Source organism: Mycobacterium toneyamaense, assembly GCF_055384815.1.
Genome location: NZ_AP040333.1, coordinates 258937 through 277133 on the forward strand (window position 1 = coordinate 258937; position 18197 = coordinate 277133).

Genomic DNA, 18197 nt, shown 5'->3' on the forward strand with positions numbered 1-18197 from the left:
TGGAGCCGTCAACTTTCCCGACGGGTCATGGAAAGTTGACGGCTCCAAATCACAAGTGCCGCAGGAGAGCCGAGACGCCCGGGCGCGCGACGAGAGCTACAGCTCGGTGACCGTCGCCGTCAGGTGCGGGTAACCCTTCGACAGGTTGCGCAGCGCCAGCTCCCAGCCGCCGTCGATGGGCTCGACGTACAGCCCCACCTTGGCCGGCAGCAGCACGGGCTTGCCGAACTTCACGGAGTATCGAACGGCATCGGGTAGCTGGCCTTCGATGTTGGCCAGAACCGCTGCAGCGCTGAACATCCCGTGCGCTATAGCGGTCGGGAAGCCGAACAGCTTGGCGCCGATCGAGCTGGTGTGGATCGGGTTGTGGTCGCCGCCGACATCGGCGTAGTGCCGAATCTGGCCCGGCGTGATGCTGATGACCGCATTGGGCGGCGGCAGCTTCGGCTGCTTGACCGGCTCGGGCTTCGGCCCGCCGGACAGGCTGGTCCGCTGCTGGTGCAGGAACGTCGTGACCTGGTTCCACACCAGGTCATTGCCGACCTTGATGTCGGTGATGATGTCGACCAGCAGGCCCTTGCGGTGCTCGCGCAGGTTCTCCGCGCGCACCGCGATGTCCAGTTCGTCGGTCACCTTGATGGGCCGGTGCTGGGTGATGTGGTTCTCGATGTGCACCGAACCCATTGCGGCGAACGGGAAATCGAACCCGGTGACCAGCGACATCATGGTCGGGAAGGTCAGTGCGAACGGGTACGTCAGCGGCACGGTGTCGCCGAACCGCAGCCCGGTCACCGCGGCGTACTCGGCGACATTCTTCGGGTCGATGGTCAGGCCCGACACCGTCACGGTGCGGGCCGGCAAGGTGGAACCCCGCGACACGAACGGCAGCGCACCCGCCACCGCCCGCGCCATGTTCAACAATCCGTTCGGTTGCGCCATGACTACTGCCTCCTGTTCTTCGCGCAAGCGCTCATCACGCGCCCAACAGGGCCTGGCCGCAGACCCGAATCGTGTTGCCGGTCACGGCATTCGAGGCGGGGCTGGCGAAGTAGGCGATCAGCTCGGCGACGTCGACCGGCAGGCCGCCCTGGAACAGCGAGTTGAGGCGGCGGCCCACCTCGCGGGTGGCCAGCGGGATGGCGTCGGTCATCTTGGTCTCGATGAAGCCCGGCGCGACGGCGTTGATGGTGACGCCCTTCTCGCCGAACACCGGGGCGAACGCGTCGGTCATGCCGATCATGCCGGCCTTGGTGGCGGCGTAGTTGGTCTGGCCGCGGTTACCGGCGATACCGGCCATCGACGACAGGCCCACGATGCGTCCGCCCTCGCCGATGGTGCCGTTCTCCACCAGCCCCCGCGCAAGACGTTGCGGCGCAAGCAGGTTCACGGCGATGACCGAGTCCCAGCGGGCGTCGTCCATGTTGGCGAGCAGCTTGTCGCGGGTGATGCCGGCGTTGTTGACGAGGACGTCGGCCTTGCCACCGTGGTGCTCGGTGAGATGCGCGACGATCTGGGCGACGGCGTCGTCGGCCGTCACGTCCAGGGCCAGCGCGGTGCCACCGACCGCGGCGGCGGTCTCGGCCAGTGCGTCAGCGGCCTGCGGGACGTCGATGGCGACGACGGACGCGCCGTCGCGCGCGAACACGCGGGCGATCTCGGCGCCGATGCCGCGGGCGGCACCGGTCACGAGTGCGACCTTCCCGGCCAGCGGCTTGTCCCAATCGGCCGGGGCGACGGAGTCGGCGGCGCCGACGTAGAACACCTGGCCGTCGACGTACGCCGACTTGCCCGACAGCAGGAAGCGGATGGTCGACTCGATGCCCGAGGCGGCGGGCGCGGCCTTGGCCGACAGGTAGACGAGCCCGATGGTGGCGCCGCGCTGCAGCTCCTTGCCGAGCGAGCGGGTGAAGCCTTCGAGGGCACGCTGGGCGATGCGCTCATCGATGCTGTCGGTCTCGTCGGGCGTGGTGCCGACGACGACGACGCGGCTGTTGGCGGCGAGGTTGCGCAGCACGGGGGTGAAGAACTGGTGGAGCTGCTTGAGCTGCTCGGGCTTGGTGATGCCGGTGGCGTCGAACAGCAGGCCACCGAACGAGTCGGCCCAGCGGCCGCCGACGTTGTTGCCCACGAGCTCGTAGTCGTCGGCGAGGGCCGCGCGCAGCGGCTCGGCCACGCGGCCTTCGCCACCGATCAGGAGGGGGCCGGCCAGCGGGGGCTCGCCGGCCTTGTAGCGGCGCAGCGGCTGGGGCTGGGGTACGCCGAGCTGCTTGGCCAGGAACGAACCGGGACCGGAGGTGAGGACTTGGGAGAGGACGTCAGCCATTGCGGACCTTTCTGCGGACGTATGTCGTATAGACGGAACCGTCTTGTCAGAGACGAACTTACTCCAGAGTAAGAACGGTGGGTAATATAGGCGTCAAGCAACATCTTGCCTCAGTCATCCAACGTCAAACCGAACTGGAGAAAAACCGTGGCCGAGACCAACAGCCGCCGCCGCGTGGCCGTCCTGGGTGGTAACCGCATTCCCTTCGCGCGATCCGACGGCGCGTACGCAAACGCCTCCAACCAGGACATGTTCACCGCGGCCCTGGACGGTCTGATCGACCGCTTCAACCTCAAGGGCGAGAAGCTCGACATGGTGATCGGCGGCGCCGTCCTCAAGCACAGCCGTGATTTCAATCTCATGCGCGAATGTGTGCTCGGCACCTCGCTGTCGCCCTACACGCCGGCCTTCGACCTGCAGCAGGCCTGCGGCACCGGTCTGCAGTCGGCCATCGCGGCCGCTGACGGCATTGCTGCCGGCCGGTACCAGGTGGCCGCGGCCGGTGGCGTCGACACCGCGTCGGACGCGCCCATCGCCCTCGGCAACGACCTGCGCCGCGTGCTGCTGAGCCTGCGCCGTGCCAAGTCGAACGTCGACCGGCTGAAGCTCGTCGGCAAGCTGCCCGCCGCCCTCGGCGTGGACATCCCGGTCAACAGCGAGGCCCGCACCGGCCTGTCGATGGGCGAGCACGCCGCCCAGACCGCCAAGGAGATGGGCGTCAAGCGCACCGACCAGGACGCCCTGGCCGCCGCCAGCCACCAGAACATGGCCGCCGCCTACGACCGCGGCTTCTTCGACGACCTGGTCAGCCCGTTCCTGGGCCTGTACCGCGACAACAACCTGCGGGCCGACTCGTCGACCGAGAAGCTCGCCAAGCTCAAGCCGGTCTTCGGCGTGAAGCTGGGCGACGCCACCATGACCGCCGGCAACTCGACCCCGCTGACCGACGGCGCGTCGGTGGCGCTGCTGTCGACCGACGAGTGGGCCGCCGAGCACGACATCCCGGTGCTGGCCTACTTCGTCGACTCCGAGACCGCCGCCGTCGACTACGTCAACGGACCCGACGGCCTGCTCATGGCCCCGACCTACGCCGTGCCGCGCCTGCTGGCCCGCAACGGCCTGACGCTGCAGGACTTCGACTTCTACGAGATCCACGAGGCCTTCGCCTCGGTCGTGCTGGCGACGCTGGCGGCCTGGGAGTCGCCCGAGTACTGCAAGGGCCGCCTCGGCCTGGACGCGCCCGTGGGCTCGATCGACCGGTCGAAGCTCAACGTCAACGGCTCGTCGCTGGCGGCCGGGCATCCGTTCGCCGCGACCGGCGGCCGCATCGTGGCCCAGCTGGCCAAGCAGCTCGCCGAGAAGAAGAAGGAGACCGGCAAGCCGGTGCGCGGCCTGATCTCCATCTGCGCCGCGGGTGGCCAGGGCGTCACGGCCATCCTGGAGGCCTGAGCCTCGAACGTGCGGGAAATGGCCGCTGGACCAGCGGTTTTGCGGCCATTTCCACCAATTTCGCCGGGCCTGTAACGCCCCGTGAAACCGCAGCGATACCCATAGTGCCTCGTGTTTCCGTCTGACCCCCGACCTGACGGAGGCACGGGGCACTCTCGTTTTCCCGTGGGGATTTGTGCACGATTTTCCGCGCCCCCCCGCGGATTTTCGTGCACAAATCCCTGGCGCACGGGCTTGCGTTCGAGCGCGCTCAAACTCCTAGCGTCAGCGCCATGACAACAGCTACGCCAGCACAGACCTGGGTCATCACCGGAGCCTCGAAGGGTCTCGGACGCGCACTGGCCGAGGCCGCCCTTGCCGGGGGCGATCAGGTCGTCGCCGCAGTCCGCAATCCCGTCAGCGTGGCCGACCTGGGCGCCGCCTACGGTGACCGCTTCACCGCCGTCGCCTTCGATGCCCGTGACACCAGCGAAGCCGCCACGCTCGTCCAGGCGGCAGTCGACCGTTACGGTCGCCTCGACGTCCTGGTGAACAACGCCGGGCGGGCCATCGTCGGCGCCGCCGAGGAAGTCGCCGACGCGCAGCTGCGCGACCTGATGGACCTGCATCTGTTCGGTCCCGCCGCCCTGGTGCGCGCGGCGTTACCGGTCATGCGGGCGCAGGGCAGCGGGACGATCGTCCAGATGAGCAGTCAGGGCGGCCGGATGTCGTTCCCCGGCGTCTCGACGTACTCGGCGTCGAAGTTCGCTCTGGAGGGCTGGTCGGAGGCCTTGGCCGGCGAGGTCGCGCCGTTCGGGATCCGGGTGATGCTGGTCGAGCCGAGCCGGTTCCGCACCGCCTTCAACGCGGCCGACGTGCTCGACTTCACCGACGCCTCGTCGACCTACCGGGACGTCCTGGCCGCGGTACGCGCCGACATGGCCGGCGCGGACGGGAAGCAGGAAGGCGACCCCGCCGCGGCCGCGCAGATCATCGTCTCCCTGGTCCGCTCCGAGGACGTGCCGCTGCGGCTGCCACTCGGTGCCGAGGCCGTCGAGCGGCTCACGACCACCTACCAACGCGGTCTGGACGAAGTCGGCCGGTGGGCCGCGCTGGCCCGCAGCGCCGACTTCGCGGACAGCGCCGCCTCATCGCGGCCGATCTAGTATCGAGTATGTCCTCCACCGACGAACTGATGAGCCGGGCACTTGCCGCACTCGGCGAGATGGACGGACCGATGTCGATCGAGGTCATCCACCGGCTCGCCGACACCGAGGGCCTCAGCGAGCCCATGACCATTGCCGAGGTTGCCGACCTGCTCGACGTCTCCGCACACACCCTGCGCTATTACGAACGCGCCGGCCTGGTCGAGGTCGACCGCGACAGCAGCGGCCACCGCGTATACCCGCCCGAGGCGGTGCGCCGACTCGTCTTCCTGACCCGGATGCGCTTGTCCGGCATGGCCATTCGAGATCTGCAGCACTACATCGCGCTCGTGGACAGCGGAGAGCAGACGGTGCCCGAACGACTCGACATGCTGCTGGAACATCGCGACACCATCCGCCGCCAGATCCGTGAACTCACGCTTTCGCTGGCGGCCACCGAGTACAAGATCGCCACCTACGGCGGCACCACCGGCGACACCTGCTGACGGGTCTAGAGCAGCGCCGCGAGCACGGCGACGTGGCTGATCGAGACGTCCTTGGCCGAGGTGGTCAGGGTCACCGGACCCATCGATCGCAGCTTGGCCAGCTCCTCCGAGTCGGCCAACTCTGCCCGGTAGTCGGCGGCGAACTTGTCGAACTCGCCGGGATGCGCGTGGTACCACTTGCGCACTTCGTTCGACGGTGCGACGTGCGGCATCCAGGTGCCGACCCGCGGGTCCTCCTTGGGAATTCCCCTGGGCCACAACCGGTCGACGGTCACCCGGGGCGGCTGGGCGGGATCAACCGGGTCGTACACCCGAGCAGTGTCGATCATTTCGGGTCCTTGTGGATGGCTGCCGGAGCAGGCGGTGGGGTGAACAGGCTGCCTCCGACACTGCCACGCAACGTCCGTACCGCGACCAGCGCCCAGGTGCACAGCAGAAAGACGTACGCGACGACGGCGGCGACGCGGAACGCCGGCAGCCCGGTGTGTGCGGCGAGTTGCGACGTGCCGGTGACGAACGTGCCGACAGGGAAGGTCAGGCTCCACCACGTCAGTGCAAACGGCATGCCGCGGCGCATTGTGCGCACCGTCAAGGCGCTGGCGAGGCTGATCCACAGCACGGCGAAGCCCCATACCGGGACGCCGAACAGCACGGCGAAGATGTTCATGCCCGACGCCAGCTCCGGGCTGATGGCCGAGGCCGCCGCCGTCCCCAGCAGCCCGGCGGCGGTGATGCCCTGCCCCAGCGGACCCAGCACGATCCAGAGTGTCGGCACGCGGGCCGACCCCGAGGTGCCGTAGTGCGCCAGCCGGCTCCAGATCATCGTGATGATGATCAGCGCCGCGATCAGCGACAGCCCGAACATCGCGAAGCAGCCGTAGAACATCGTGGTGCGGGCCGTGCCCGGCGGCAGGTGCGGCAGCAGCAATGCGCCCGAGGCCGCCGACACCATGGGCGGCACGACGGGCATCAGCCAACCACCGAACGCGGCGTCCGGCCCGACCTCGAGCTGGGTGAACATGAGGAACGGGATGGTCATCGCGGTGAACAGGCCGCCGATGGTGCCCGCGGTCCACAGAATCCAGTCGAGATCGACGGCGAAACGCGTGCCGATCAGGTCCTTGCCGATCAGCAGGGCCCCGAGGCCGACGGTCATCAGCGCCATCGGCGCCGCACCGTAGAAGTGCGTCATCTGCGGGTTGCGCACCTGGCTGCGCGCCACCGTGGGGTGACGCACCCACTGCACCGACACCGCGACGATCAGCAGCACCAGCAGGGCGGTGGCGATCACCCACACCCCTTCGGCGAAACCCCGGAGTCCGGGCAGATGCACCGGCAGCGACGCGGCCGCGGTGGCGACGATGCCCGTCCCCATCACCGAGGCGAACCAGTTGGGTCCGAAATATTGCAGCCGGGCAGTCTCTGGTCCGTCGGTCGTCATGGTTCGATACTCACAGGTGACCCAAACCGGCCTCAAGGAGCATCCCGTGCAGATCAGCATTTTCGGTTCGTTGAGTGGTCTCAAATCGCCCGTCGACGACACCGTCGCGTACCTCGCCCAGTTGCGTGACGAGGGATTTCGCCGGGCCTGGTTCGCCCAGATGCCTTACGAGCCGGACCTTCTCACGGTGCTCACGGTCGGCCTGCGTGAGGTCGACGGCATCGAGGTCGGCACCGGCGTGCTGCCCATCCAGAATCAGCTCCCGATGCTGTTGGCACAGCGGGCGCTGACCATCAGCCAGATGACGGGCGGCCGCCTGCTGCTCGGGCTCGGCATGACGCACCAGGCCGTCACCGAGGGCATGTGGGGTATCCCGTGGGACAAGCCGGTCCGCCGGCTCAACGAATACCTGGACGGCCTGTTGCCGCTGTTGAACGGCGAGAAGGCCGACGCCACCGGCGAGACGGTGACCACGCGCGGCGCGCTGATCATCCCCGGTGCCCCGACGCCGCCGGTGTACATCGCCGCGCTCGGACCGAAGCTGTTGCAGATCGCCGGACGCCGGTCGTCGGGCACCGTCACCTGGATGACCGGGCCGAAAACCCTTGCGGGCCACGTCGGTCCGACGTTGCGCCAAGCCGCTGCCGACGCCGGCCGCGCCGATGCGGTCCGCGTCGTCGCGGCCATTCCGGTTGCCGTGACCGACGACGTCGACAGCGCCCGCAAGCAGGCCGCCGAGCAGTTCGCCATCTACGGTCACCTGCCGTCGTACCGCGCCATGCTCGACCGTGAGGGCTACGCCGGCCCGGAGGACATCGCGATCATCGGCGACGAGCAGACGGTGCGCGACCGCCTGGCCGAATTGGAAGCCGCCGGGGTCGACGAATACGTCGGCGTGACATTCGACCCGTCGGCCGAAGGCCGGGCCCGCACCCGTGCGGTGCTCAAAAAACTGGAATCCTGAGCAGGTTTGGCAAGGCTTCATTGGCTGGCGGATCGCCGCGCGCCCGCATAGCGTTGCAGGAATGGCGATCTCGTCCCATGACGCCGAGCCCCACGCGGGTTCGGTTGCGTCGAAGCTGAACTGGTTGCGCGCCGGCGTACTCGGTGCCAATGACGGCATCGTGTCGACTGCCGGCATCGTCGTCGGTGTCGCGGCCGCGACGGCCGAGCGCGGGCCGATCTTCACCGCCGGTATGGCTGGTCTGGTGGCCGGCGCGATATCGATGGCGCTGGGCGAGTACGTGTCGGTGAGCTCGCAGCGCGACACCGAACAGGCCTTGCTGGCCAAGGAGAAGCGCGAGCTCAAGGAAGACCCGGCCGCCGAGCTCGATGAATTGGCCGGACTGTTGGAAGGGCGTGGTCTGTCGGTGTCGACGGCGCGGACCGCGGCCGAGGAACTCACCGACCACAACGCGTTCGCCGCGCACGCGGTCGTCGAGTTGGGCATCACGCCAGGCGATCTGGCCAACCCATGGGCGGCGGCCTTCTCGTCGGCGGTGTCGTTCACCATCGGCGCGTTGTTGCCGTTGGTGGCGATCCTGCTGCCGCCGACGACGCTCCGCGTTCCGGTCACCATGTTCGCGGTGCTGCTGGCGTTGGCGATCACCGGCGTGGTGTCGGCCCGGCTCGGCGGTGCGCCGGTCGGAAAGGCCGTGGCACGCAACGTCATCGGTGGTGCGCTGGCCCTGAGCGCCACCTACCTCGTCGGCCATCTGGTCGGCGGCGTCGTCGCCTGAGCCCCGCCCCCCGACCGACGCCTGAGCCTGTCCGGCCCGCGCCGCCTGAGCCTGTCCGATCCGCCCACCGCCTTTGCCTGCGGTCGTCGGCGTGTCGGGCATTGGCGTGTCGCCTCTCCTGCGGCACATGCGATTTGGCACGGTCAACTTTCGTTGACCGTCAATGCAAGTTGACCGGACCAGATCGAACATGTCCCAGAGACAGGTGCTCGTCCGCAGAAGCTGTCGGTGCCCGGGCGCATACTTCCCGAACATCTCTGGGGAGGGAAACATGGGTGGACCGAGTGACGACCCGTACATGCGTGAGCTGGGTCGTCGTGCGCTGGTGAATCTCCTGGGCGAGGAGGATGCCTACCGCGCCCTCAATGGCATCTACGACGACGTGCCCGATGACGACGTGTTCGAGGAGCCCGAACCCGAACCCGATCCGGTGCTGGCCGATTTCTACAGTGGAAACAGCTTGCGCGCGTTGGCCGAAGCGCGCGACGGGCTGGACGCCGCGAAGGAGCGCTACGACCAGGCCGTCGTTCGGGCTCGGGCTGCTGGGTGGACGTGGCCCGAGATAGCGAGGGTTCTCGGCGTCTCCAAGCAGGCGCTGCACAGCCGGTTCCGAGACCGGGCCGGCTGAGGTTTGCCGAGGGGACGGGGCCGGAGGGACTGTCTCTCTACAGAACTCTCGCCGGGAGCGGTCAACTTGCCTTGACGGTCAAGGAAAGTTGACCGCTCCAGATCGCATGTGCCGAGGGAGAGAGCTCCACCGGGCGGCGCCGCGGCACCCGGTCAGGCGCGTGCCCCGGGCTCGTTGAGGAACTGGGTGATCACCGGAGCCAGCTCGCCGGCATTGGTGATGAGGTCGACGTGCCCGCCGGAGTGCAGATGCAGGTGCGAGTGCGGTAGTAGGAAATCCATGATGCGGGCGTTGGCGACGGGGATGATCGGGTCGTCGGTGCCCGCCACGATCAGCGTTTCCTGACGGACCGCAGGCAGCGCGTGGATGCTCGTCCACACCGCGCCGGCCAGCAGTTGATGCACGTAGCCGACCTTCGAGCCGGCGTGCAGCTGCTGCAGGAACAGCTTGGCGATGTCGTCGCCGTGCTGCCGCACGGTGCCACCGTAGAGTTCACCGGCGATCGAGGCGGCGTACGCGGCATTCGAGAACCGCTTCGGCGTAACCATTTTCGCGAGCACGCGCGGATGCCCGGGCACCATCACCGCGCCCGTCCCGGTGGCCACCAGCACCAGCCGCCGGCAGCGGCGCGGGTTCTGGAATGCGAATTGCTGCGCCAGCGCCCCACCCCAGGACAGGCCCAGGATGTCGACCACGGTGAACCCCAGCTTGTTCAGCAGCCGGCCCAGCACCCAGGCCAGGTAGGGAAAGCCGTAGGGCGCGAAGGAGGTTGGCGACCCGCCGGTGCCGGGCACGTCGAACCGGATCACGGTGCCCGGCAAGTGCTCGACGAAGGGGTCGAGCACCTCCAGGCTCGCGCCGATGCCGTTGCACAGCACCAGAGGAACCGCGCCCATGTCGCGACCGCGGTCGACGCGAACCCGCAGGCGCTGGCCGCAGACCGACACGTACCGCTCGGTGACCGTCATTTCTGCAGCACGTACGTGCCGGGCGCCGGACCGGTGGCGAGGAAGCCATCGGCGCCCAGCGTCTTGGGGGCGTCGACGTGGTCGCCGCTGCGCTCGGCCAGCCACGTGACGTAGTCGGGCCACCAAGAGTCGCTGGACTTCTCGGCCTCGGTGAGCCATTCCTCCGGCGTTCCGTCGGCGACCTGGCCGATCCGGTACGACGCCTTCGGGTTGCCCGGCGGGTTGACCAGTGCCGCGATGTGGCCGCTGGTGGACAGTACATAGCGGTTGTCCTTGCTGCCCAACAACTTCGCGCTGCGGTAGGTGGCCTGCCACGGCGAGATGTGGTCGGCGATGCCACCGATGACGTAGGCGTCGCAGGTGATCTTGGACAGGTCGACGGGCGTGCCGAGCATGCTCACCGCGCCTGGAGTCACCAGCGAATTGTGCAGGCCCATCATCACCATGTCGCGGTGCAGGGCGGCCGTCATGCGGGTGGTGTCGGCGTTCCAGAACAGCACGTCGAACGCCGCGGGGCTGCGGCCCTGCACGTAGTTGTTCACCCAGTAGCGCCACACCAGATCGGTCGGTCGCAGCCACGCGAACATCTCGGCCATGGCCTTGCCGTCCAGGTAGCCCTTGCGGGCCGACGTGGCGATGGCGGCTTGCGCCGCACGGTCACTCATTGCGGCAGAGGCGAATCCGGCCCGGTCCTGGTCCAGCACCGTCACGGCCAGCGTGAGGCTCGCGACCTTGTCGCCGTCGCCGCTCTCGGCCAGGTGTGCCGCGGTCATGGCGGTGATGATGCCGCCCGAGCAGCTCGCCATCAGATGGGTGCCGGCCGTCCCGGTGATGGCGCGTACCGCATCGATGGCCTCGATGATCGCCGCGCCATAGGCATTGATGTCCCAATCCTTTTGCCGGGCTTGTGGATTGCGCCACGAGATCGCGAACACCTGCTGGCCCTGCTGCACGAAGTACTCGATCATGCTGCGCCCGGGTGCGATGTCCATGATGTAGTACTTGTTGATCACCGGCGGCACCATCAGCAGCGGCACGGTGTGCACGGTCGGGGTCTGGGGTGCGTACTGGATGAGCTCGAACATCCGGGTCTGCAGCACCACAGCGCCTTTGGTGACGGCGACCGTCTCGCCGACGGTGTAGGCGTCCGGCTCGACCATGGCGGGCACCCGCGGCGACGACATGATGTCGCGGGCAAAGGCTTTCAGGCCGCGGACGGCGCTGAGCCCGCCGGTGTCGATCATCGCTTTCCAGCCGAGCGGGCTGATCAGCGGGTTGTTGGTGGGCGCCAGGCCTTCGATGGCGTTGTCGAAGACGAACCGCATCCGCGCTTCGTCGCGCCAGTCCAGGTCGGCGTCGGAGAACAGCTTCTCGGCGGTGTCCGACGCGGCCAGGTAGCCCTGCATGATGCGGTGCAGTAGCGGATTCTGTTGCCACGCAGGGTCGCTGAAGCGCTTGTCGGCGCGCTGCGGGACGCGGTCGGACTCCCCGGAAGCGATGCTGCCGAGCTCGCCGGCCAGCTCCTTGCCACGCTCCAGCAGAGTGCCGGGCTGTTTGGCCAGGCTGACGGCCATCCGGGCCCAGGTCTGGTCGGGCAGCATCCGGCGGGCGAACGGTTTGGTGGCGCTCGTCAGGAGCAGGTCGAGTGGTGCCGCGAGCTCGTCGGGGTGCAGGGTTGCCATCTCAGTTGTCGCTTTCCGTTGTGGGGATGGTGATTTCGCGACGGAGGAGCTTCCCGGTCGGGCCCTTGGGCAGGTCGTCCAGGAACCAGATGCGTCGCGGGTACTTGTAGGCGGCCACCTGGCTCTTGACGAACTCGCGGAGTTCGTCGGCGGCGACCTCGATGCCGGGCTTGAGGCTGACGGCGGCGCCGACCTCCTCGCCGAGCGAGTCATGCGGGATGCCCACGACAGCCGCCTCGGCGACCGCCGGGTGCGTGTACAGCACCTCTTCGATCTCGCGTGGGTAGACGTTGAAACCGCCACGGATGATGAGCGCCTTCTTGCGATCGACGATGTAGTAGTAGCCGTCTTCATCGGTACGGGCGATGTCGCCGGTGGCGAACCAGCCGTCGGCGTTGATGGCTTCCGCGGTGGCCTCGGGCAGGTTCCAGTAGCCCTTCATGACGTTGTGTCCGCGGATCTGGATTTCGCCGGGCTCGCCCTGCGCCACCTCGGCGCCGTCGTTGTCGACCACGCGCATCTCGACCCCCTCGACCGGCGTACCGATCGAACCGGGCTTGCGCGGCCGGTTCGGGTGGTTGAACGCCGCCACCGGCGAGGTCTCGGACAGGCCGTAGCCCTCCAGCACGGGGCAGTCGAAAGTCTTCTCGAAGTCCTGCAGCACCTGTACCGGGATCGCGGCGCCGCCCGAGACGGCGATCCGCAGCGTGTCCGTCGACGTCGTGCCGGCCGCGGCCAGCAGTGCCGAGTACATGGTCGGCACGCCCTCGAAGATGGTGACGCCGTCGCGCTCGATCAACTCGAGCGTCCGGGCCGGGTCGAAGCGCGGCAGCAGGCTCAGCGTCGCACCGGCCAGCACTGCCGAGTTCAGGCCACACGTCAGGCCGAACACATGGAACAGCGGCAGGCAACCCATGACGACGTCGTCGGGCCCGATGTTTAGCAGCGTCCGCACGCAGACGTCGGCATTACGGCCCAGGCCGCCGTGGGTCAGCTCGGCGCCCTTGGGCTTGCCCGTCGTACCCGACGTGTGCAGGACGACGGCGGTGTCGTCGCCGGCGCGCTCGACCGGCGCCGGTTGGGCCGGGAGGTCCGCGATCAGCGCCGCCAACCCGGCGTCGTCGACGATCCACCAGCCCGCGCTCGCCGCGGCGGCACCGGCCCGCGCTTCGTCGGCGAAGGCCGGCGGGGCGAACAGGGCCTTCGCCGTGGTGTTGGAGAGGTAGAACTCGATCTCGGGCGCCTTGAGCAGCGGGTTCATCGGCACCGCGACGGCGCCGGCGTACAGGATCCCGTAGAACGCGGCGGCGAAGGCCGGACCGTTCGGCAGCATGACGCCCACGCGGTCACCCGGTTCGATGCCGGCCTGCCGCAGCAGCGTGGCGACGCGGGCGGCGGCGTCGTCGAACTGGGCGTACGTGTAGGTCTGGTCGTCGCAGCGCAGCGCGACGCTGTCGGGGCGGCGGGTGGCGCTGGCGACGAGGTTCTGGCTCAGGTTGGTCATGTATCAAGCGTGATTCCGCGCGGTCCCAGAGGCGATGGTGGCGGGAACAACAGTGACCACCGCCAAATGTGACCGGCCACAATCGGCGCCTCGCCTAAGGTTGGCTGATGGCCGGGGTCGAGGAGCACATGCGGGAACTCAGCCGGATCATGCTGACGCGCGTGGAGACTCTCGGCGAGCAACTGGCCGACCGCATCTACAGCCGCATCGACGGCTACCGCACCACCCCGTCGGCGCGCGACAACGTGCGCGAAAGTTGCGTCGCCAACATGACTTTCGTGTTCCACACCCTCTGCGCTGACGGCGAGGCCGACCTGTCGCCGGCGGAAGCGACCGGCCGGCAACGCGCCGTCGAGGGCATCCCGTTGGCCGCGGTGATGACGGCCTATCGCATCGGTTTCCGCTTCATGTGGGAGAGCAGCGTCGCCGCCGCGCGGGAGGCCGGCATCCCGACCGAATCCATCCTCGAGGCCAGTGCGCGCATCTTCCTGAGCCAGGACGAGTTCACCCAGGCGATGACCGGCGCCTACCGCGAGCAGCTCACCAGCCAGATCATGGATCGGGAAGAGGAGCGGTCGGCTCTGGTCGAGGCGGTGCTGCTCGGGCGCATCACCGACAACCAGAGTCTCTGGGAGGCAGCCGATCTGCTGGGACTGCCCACGACGGGTCCGTATGTGGTTGCGGCGGCGGAGATTCCGGCCATCGGCAAGCTCGGGCTACCCGAGATCGCGAGCAAGCTCGCGGCCCGCGACATCCGCTCGGCCTGGCGCCTGCTGCCCGACCTGCAGGTCGGCGTCGTGCACCTGCGGCAGGACGCGACGTACGGCGTGCTGGTCGAGGTGCTGCGCAAGATCGCGACGGCGCGCGTCGGCCTGAGCCCGGCGTTCGCAAGTTTGGCGGAGACGGGCGAGGGCCTGCGCCTGGCCCGGCTGGCGGTGGCCGGCAAGCCGAGCCGCGACGGCTTCGTCTGCGCCTTCGACGACGCGCCGCTGGCGTTCGCCGCGGTCAGCGCGCCCGAGGTGATGAACCGCATCGAGGAGTCGGTGCTCGGCGGGCTCCGTGGGCTGCCCGCCGAGGAGCGGGCCGTCCTCTCCCAGACCTTCCAGGCGTGGCTCGACGCCGGTGGTTCCGCCAACGAAGCGGCTGCGGCAATCTTCTGTCACCCCAACACCATTCGGCACCGGCTGCATCGCATCGAGGAGCGGACGGGACGGTCCCTGTCCCGTCCCCGCGACGTCGCCGAGCTGTGCCTGGCGTTCGAGATCAGTCAGCGCCTGCCGGACTAGGTGGGGCTCGCGGGCCGGGCAGGGCGGGGCTCGGGTCGCGGCTCGGCTCGCGGGGCGCCGAGGCGTTGATCGTGCGTCATGGCAGACGGCTACTCGCAGAGATTCTGCTGTGGCGCACGGTCAATGATCCCGGGAGTTCACCGTGCGTCTTGGCAGGCCTCCACTCGCAGAAAGTCGGCTGTGGCGCACAGTCAACCGGTGCAGAGATGGCCGGGGATCGAGTGTGCGTCCGGCATCACGCGGGCGCAGGCTATCCACAGTTCGCGATCCGTCCACAAGCGCCGCCTCCGGTGTGGCTGACACTGCAGTAGATGTCTGCGGCCGCGGAGACGGTGTCGCTATGACCGAACCATTCGTCGGCAGCGAGGCCCTGGCCTCCGGCATGCTCAACCGCTACGAGCTCAGCCGCTATTACCGGCTGCTCATGCCGAAGATCTACGTGGACAAGCGGACAGAGCTGTCGCTCCAGCAGCGCACGACCGCCGCGTGGTTGTGGACGGGTCGGGAAGGCGTCGTCGCGGGAGCCGCTGCGTCAGCTCTTCATGGCGCGAGTTGGGTGGCCGACGACATTCGCATTGAACTGATCAGCGCCAAAATCCGCGCACCTCGCGGCGTGGTCACTCGCCGCGACCTGGTCTACGACGACGAGGTCACCCGCGTCGACGGGTTGCTCGTCACCAGCGTGGAGCGGACGGCGTTCGACCTTGGGCGTCGGGAGCTGATCGGATTTGCTGTGGCGCGCCTCGATGCTCTGGCTCGAGCTACCGGATTCACGGCCGACGATGTTCTGACGCTGGCTACGCGCCACCCGCATGCCAGGGGCTTGAGGCAACTGGAGCCGGCGCTGGGCTTGTTCGACCCCGGCGGCCATTCGCCGCAGGAAACTCGATTGCGATTGACGTTGATCGGCGCGGGGTTTCCGAAGCCTCAGACTCAGATTCCGGTACCTGGGCCCGACGGCAACCCGAAGTACTTCCTCGACATGGGCTGGGAGGAACTGATGCTTGCGGTCGAGTACGACGGTGCGCAACATGCTGAGTCGCTCGCCTACGACATCGAGCGTGCTGACTACATCGCGCAAGTCGGGTGGACCCATGTCAGGGTTGCCGCAGGGCATCGCAAGGCGTCCGTGATTGCGCGGGTGGAGCGCGAGTGGAATCGCCTCTGGCGGCCAGGACTCGGAGTTGCCGGGCGCACGCCGCCCCTTCCAGGGCCTCCGCTGGACCTGATGCGTTGACTGTGCGTCTTGGCAGACGGCTACTCATAGAAGTTCTGCTGTGGCGCACGATCGACGGGACGAGGGGACGGCCGGGAGTTCACTGTGCGTCTACGCAGGCGCCTACTCGCAAGAGCTCCGCGCTGGCGCACAGCCAAAAACAGCAGCCCCCGGCGAATGCCGAGGGCTGCTGTTCTAGATGCGGATCAGAAGGACGCTTCGTCCAGCTCCATGGCCTCGTTGTCGATGGACTCGACGACGCCGCGGACGCTGGTGAGCAGCGGCAGCATGTTCTTGGCGAAGAACGAAGCCGACGCGATCTTGCCCTCGTAGAACGCCCGGTCGTCGCCGGTGGCGCCCTCGTCGAGCGCCTTGATGGCGACCGCGGCCTGCTTCAGCAGCAGCCAGCCGATGACCAGGTCACCGACGGCCAGCAGGAAGCGCACCGAGCCCAGGCCCACCTTGTAGATGGACTTCGGGTCTTCCTGAGCGGCCATCAGGTAGCCGGTCAGGCTGGCGGCCATGCTCTGGACGTCGCCCAGGGCGGTGGCGAGCAGCTCGCGCTCGGCCTTCAGGCGGCCGTTGCCGTCCTGGTTCTTGATCAGCTGCTCGATCTCGCCGGCGACGAATGCCAGGGCCTGGCCCTTGTCGCGGATGATCTTGCGGAAGAAGAAGTCCTGCGCCTGGATGGCGGTGGTGCCTTCGTACAGCGAGTCGATCTTCGCGTCACGGATGTACTGCTCAACCGGGTAGTCCTGCAGGAAGCCGGAACCACCGAAGGTCTGCAGCGACTCGGTCAGCTTCTCGTAGGCGCGCTCGGAGCCGACACCCTTGACGATCGGGAGCATCAGGTCGTTGACCTTGAAGGCCAGCTCGGCGTCGACGCCGTGGACGGCCTTGGCGACCTCGGGGTCCTGGAACGACGCGGTGTACAGGTACACGGCGCGCAGGCCCTCGGCGTAGGACTTCTGGGTCAGCAGCGCCCGACGAACGTCCGGGTGGTGCATGATCGTGACGCGCGGAGCGGTCTTGTCCATCATCTGGGTCAGGTCAGCACCCTGGATGCGGGTCTTGGCGTACTCGAGAGCGTTCAGGTAGCCGGTCGACAGGGTCGCGATGGCCTTGGTGCCGACCATCATGCGGGCCTGCTCGATGACATCGAACATCTGCGCGATGCCGTTGTGCACCTCGCCGACGAGCCAACCGACGGCGGGGGTGCCGTGCTGGCCGAGGGTCAGCTCACAGGTGGCCGAAACCTTCAGGCCCATCTTGTGCTCGACGTTGGTGACGAAGGCGCCGTTGCGCTCGCCGGGCTCACCGGTCTCGGGGTCGAAGTGGAACTTCGGCACGAAGAACAGCGACAGACCCTTGGTGCCCGGGCCGGCGCCCTCGGGGCGGGCCAGGACCAGGTGCATGATGTTTTCGAACAGGTCGTCCGAGTCGGCCGAGGTGATGAATCGCTTCACACCGTCGATGTGCCAGGTGCCGTCGGCCTGCTGGACAGCCTTGGTGCGGCCGGCGCCCACGTCAGAGCCGGCGTCGGGCTCGGTCAGCACCATGGTGGCGCCCCAGCCGCGCTCGGCAGCCAGGATGGCCCACTTCTTCTGCTCGTCAGTGCCGTTGTTGTAGAAGATTTCGCACATGCCCGAGCCCATGGCGTACATGTAGGCGGCCGGGTTGGCGCCGAGCACGTGCTCGATGAGCGCCCACTGCAGTGCGCGGGGCATCGGCATGCCGCCGAGCTCTTCCTTCAGACCGACCTTGTCCCAGCCACCGTCGAGCAGTGCGCGCATCGACTTCTTGAAGGGCTCGGGCAGCGTGACGGTGTGAGTCGCGGGATCGAAGACCGGCGGGTTGCGGTCGCCGTCGGCGAACGAATCGGCGATCGGGCCCTCAGCGAGGCGCGCGATCTCGTTGAGCATTTCCCCGGCGGTGTCGGCATCCAGATCGGCGAACTTGCCTTCGCCGAGTGCCTTGTCTACGCCGAAGACCTCGAACAGGTTGAACACCTGGTCACGGACGTTGCTCTTGTAGTGGCCCACGATTTCTCCTCGATGAGATGGACTGTAGGGGTTGGGTACTCAGGGCTAAGTTACCCACCAGTAACTGGGGCTAACTATACCGCCGGGTAACTTCATCGCAAAGCAGTCAAGAGCAAATTTTTCGCAGCTAACCAACCCAGTGGTTGAACGGGGTGGTTTCGCGACCGGTTTATGGCCGCTGACCTGCAGTTTAGTCCGAATGTGATGTCCGCCACCGGAAACTTCCGGAACTGAGGATGACGTGTCAGTTGGGGCCAATGGGAGCCCTGTTGTGGCGTCTTCGCGGTGG

General features: G+C 67.9%; 16 protein-coding genes. 8 read left to right on the forward strand and 8 right to left on the reverse strand.

Annotation, left to right across the window (positions count from 1 at the left end):
* Positions 1 to 96: 96 nt before the first annotated feature.
* Both ACZ5IQ_RS01185 and ACZ5IQ_RS01190 read right to left on the reverse strand, forming a co-directional pair.
* Positions 97 to 939 carry a MaoC/PaaZ C-terminal domain-containing protein gene (locus tag ACZ5IQ_RS01185; RefSeq protein WP_464480681.1) on the reverse strand — a complete coding sequence of 281 codons (843 nt, stop codon included), beginning with the start codon at positions 937 to 939 and terminating at the stop codon, positions 97 to 99.
* 34 nt (positions 940 to 973) lie between these two features.
* Positions 974 to 2323, reverse strand: coding sequence for a 3-oxoacyl-ACP reductase (locus ACZ5IQ_RS01190; RefSeq protein ID WP_346416504.1), 1350 nt, complete (start codon positions 2321 to 2323; stop codon positions 974 to 976).
* Positions 2324 to 2470: 147 nt separating this feature from the next.
* Between ACZ5IQ_RS01190 and ACZ5IQ_RS01195 the strand changes: the two genes are divergently transcribed.
* From ACZ5IQ_RS01195 to ACZ5IQ_RS01205, 3 genes are all read left to right on the forward strand, one after another.
* A complete protein-coding gene (locus ACZ5IQ_RS01195) occupies positions 2471 to 3772 on the forward strand; it encodes an acetyl-CoA C-acetyltransferase (RefSeq protein WP_346416503.1) in 1302 nt (433 codons plus the stop codon).
* Positions 3773 to 4044: 272 nt separating this feature from the next.
* Positions 4045 to 4917 (forward strand): SDR family oxidoreductase, encoded by an 873-nt coding sequence (locus ACZ5IQ_RS01200; protein WP_346416502.1) that lies wholly within the window; start codon positions 4045 to 4047, stop codon positions 4915 to 4917.
* An 8-nt stretch (positions 4918 to 4925) separates the two neighbouring features.
* Complete coding sequence (locus tag ACZ5IQ_RS01205; RefSeq protein ID WP_346416501.1) at positions 4926 to 5402, forward strand: MerR family transcriptional regulator; 477 nt, start codon at positions 4926 to 4928, stop codon at positions 5400 to 5402.
* Between the two features lie 5 nt (positions 5403 to 5407).
* Here the strand turns inward: ACZ5IQ_RS01205 and ACZ5IQ_RS01210 are convergent, their stop codons facing one another.
* Both ACZ5IQ_RS01210 and ACZ5IQ_RS01215 read right to left on the reverse strand, forming a co-directional pair.
* On the reverse strand, positions 5408 to 5731 hold the full coding sequence (locus ACZ5IQ_RS01210; protein WP_346416500.1) for a DUF488 domain-containing protein: 324 nt from the start codon (positions 5729 to 5731) through the stop codon (positions 5408 to 5410).
* Positions 5728 to 6843: a TDT family transporter gene (locus ACZ5IQ_RS01215; RefSeq protein ID WP_020103470.1), complete on the reverse strand. Its 1116-nt coding sequence runs from the start codon at positions 6841 to 6843 to the stop codon at positions 5728 to 5730. The genes ACZ5IQ_RS01210 and ACZ5IQ_RS01215 overlap by 4 nt, the downstream gene beginning before the upstream one ends.
* Here ACZ5IQ_RS01215 and ACZ5IQ_RS01220 point away from each other — a divergent pair.
* The 3 genes from ACZ5IQ_RS01220 (at position 6842) to ACZ5IQ_RS01230 (ending at position 9210) form a co-directional block, all read left to right on the forward strand.
* Entirely contained in the window at positions 6842 to 7807 is a 966-nt protein-coding gene (locus ACZ5IQ_RS01220; RefSeq protein WP_212807984.1) for a TIGR03564 family F420-dependent LLM class oxidoreductase, read from the forward strand. The two genes, ACZ5IQ_RS01215 and ACZ5IQ_RS01220, sit on opposite strands and share 2 nt — an antisense overlap.
* 61 nt (positions 7808 to 7868) lie before the next feature.
* Positions 7869 to 8582 carry a VIT1/CCC1 transporter family protein gene (locus ACZ5IQ_RS01225; RefSeq protein WP_064859348.1) on the forward strand — a complete coding sequence of 238 codons (714 nt, stop codon included), beginning with the start codon at positions 7869 to 7871 and terminating at the stop codon, positions 8580 to 8582.
* Positions 8583 to 8853: 271 nt separating this feature from the next.
* Entirely contained in the window at positions 8854 to 9210 is a 357-nt protein-coding gene (locus tag ACZ5IQ_RS01230; protein ID WP_234880481.1) for a helix-turn-helix domain-containing protein, read from the forward strand.
* Positions 9211 to 9362: 152 nt separating this feature from the next.
* On the opposite strand, the gene phaZ is transcribed toward ACZ5IQ_RS01230, so the two are convergent.
* The 3 genes from phaZ to ACZ5IQ_RS01245 are packed head-to-tail and all read right to left on the reverse strand — an operon-like array spanning position 9363 to position 13364.
* A complete protein-coding gene (phaZ, locus tag ACZ5IQ_RS01235) occupies positions 9363 to 10178 on the reverse strand; it encodes a poly(3-hydroxyalkanoate) depolymerase (RefSeq protein ID WP_464480682.1) in 816 nt (271 codons plus the stop codon).
* On the reverse strand, positions 10175 to 11860 hold the full coding sequence (locus tag ACZ5IQ_RS01240) for a PHA/PHB synthase family protein (RefSeq protein ID WP_464480683.1): 1686 nt from the start codon (positions 11858 to 11860) through the stop codon (positions 10175 to 10177). The genes phaZ and ACZ5IQ_RS01240 overlap by 4 nt, the downstream gene beginning before the upstream one ends.
* 1 nt (position 11861) lies before the next feature.
* A complete protein-coding gene (locus ACZ5IQ_RS01245; protein WP_406801655.1) occupies positions 11862 to 13364 on the reverse strand; it encodes a long-chain-fatty-acid--CoA ligase in 1503 nt (500 codons plus the stop codon).
* Positions 13365 to 13471: 107 nt separating this feature from the next.
* Between ACZ5IQ_RS01245 and ACZ5IQ_RS01250 the strand changes: the two genes are divergently transcribed.
* Both ACZ5IQ_RS01250 and ACZ5IQ_RS01255 read left to right on the forward strand, forming a co-directional pair.
* The gene (locus ACZ5IQ_RS01250) at positions 13472 to 14650 is read left to right on the forward strand and encodes a PucR family transcriptional regulator (protein WP_406801656.1); all 1179 of its coding nucleotides are present in this window, start codon (positions 13472 to 13474) and stop codon (positions 14648 to 14650) included.
* Between the two features lie 340 nt (positions 14651 to 14990).
* Positions 14991 to 15887, forward strand: a complete 897-nt coding sequence (locus tag ACZ5IQ_RS01255; RefSeq protein WP_464480684.1) for an endonuclease domain-containing protein — start codon at positions 14991 to 14993, stop codon at positions 15885 to 15887.
* A gap of 185 nt (positions 15888 to 16072) precedes the next feature.
* Here ACZ5IQ_RS01255 and ACZ5IQ_RS01260 read toward each other — a convergent pair whose 3' ends face one another.
* Positions 16073 to 17908, reverse strand: a complete 1836-nt coding sequence (locus ACZ5IQ_RS01260) for an acyl-CoA dehydrogenase (RefSeq protein ID WP_464480685.1) — start codon at positions 17906 to 17908, stop codon at positions 16073 to 16075.
* Positions 17909 to 18197: the final 289 nt, after the last annotated feature.

Coding starts and splice junctions, on each gene's coding strand:
- ACZ5IQ_RS01225 (WP_064859348.1), top strand. CDS start 7,869: ATGGCGATCTCGTCCCATGACGCCGAGCCCCACGCGGGTTCGGTTGCG.
- phaZ (WP_464480682.1), bottom strand. CDS start 10,178: ATGACGGTCACCGAGCGGTACGTGTCGGTCTGCGGCCAGCGCCTGCGG.
- ACZ5IQ_RS01215 (WP_020103470.1), bottom strand. CDS start 6,843: ATGACGACCGACGGACCAGAGACTGCCCGGCTGCAATATTTCGGACCC.
- ACZ5IQ_RS01245 (WP_406801655.1), bottom strand. CDS start 13,364: ATGACCAACCTGAGCCAGAACCTCGTCGCCAGCGCCACCCGCCGCCCC.
- ACZ5IQ_RS01190 (WP_346416504.1), bottom strand. CDS start 2,323: ATGGCTGACGTCCTCTCCCAAGTCCTCACCTCCGGTCCCGGTTCGTTC.
- ACZ5IQ_RS01205 (WP_346416501.1), top strand. CDS start 4,926: ATGTCCTCCACCGACGAACTGATGAGCCGGGCACTTGCCGCACTCGGC.
- ACZ5IQ_RS01200 (WP_346416502.1), top strand. CDS start 4,045: ATGACAACAGCTACGCCAGCACAGACCTGGGTCATCACCGGAGCCTCG.
- ACZ5IQ_RS01210 (WP_346416500.1), bottom strand. CDS start 5,731: ATGATCGACACTGCTCGGGTGTACGACCCGGTTGATCCCGCCCAGCCG.
- ACZ5IQ_RS01230 (WP_234880481.1), top strand. CDS start 8,854: ATGGGTGGACCGAGTGACGACCCGTACATGCGTGAGCTGGGTCGTCGT.
- ACZ5IQ_RS01255 (WP_464480684.1), top strand. CDS start 14,991: ATGACCGAACCATTCGTCGGCAGCGAGGCCCTGGCCTCCGGCATGCTC.
- ACZ5IQ_RS01240 (WP_464480683.1), bottom strand. CDS start 11,860: ATGGCAACCCTGCACCCCGACGAGCTCGCGGCACCACTCGACCTGCTC.
- ACZ5IQ_RS01250 (WP_406801656.1), top strand. CDS start 13,472: ATGGCCGGGGTCGAGGAGCACATGCGGGAACTCAGCCGGATCATGCTG.
- ACZ5IQ_RS01220 (WP_212807984.1), top strand. CDS start 6,842: ATGGTTCGATACTCACAGGTGACCCAAACCGGCCTCAAGGAGCATCCC.
- ACZ5IQ_RS01185 (WP_464480681.1), bottom strand. CDS start 939: ATGGCGCAACCGAACGGATTGTTGAACATGGCGCGGGCGGTGGCGGGT.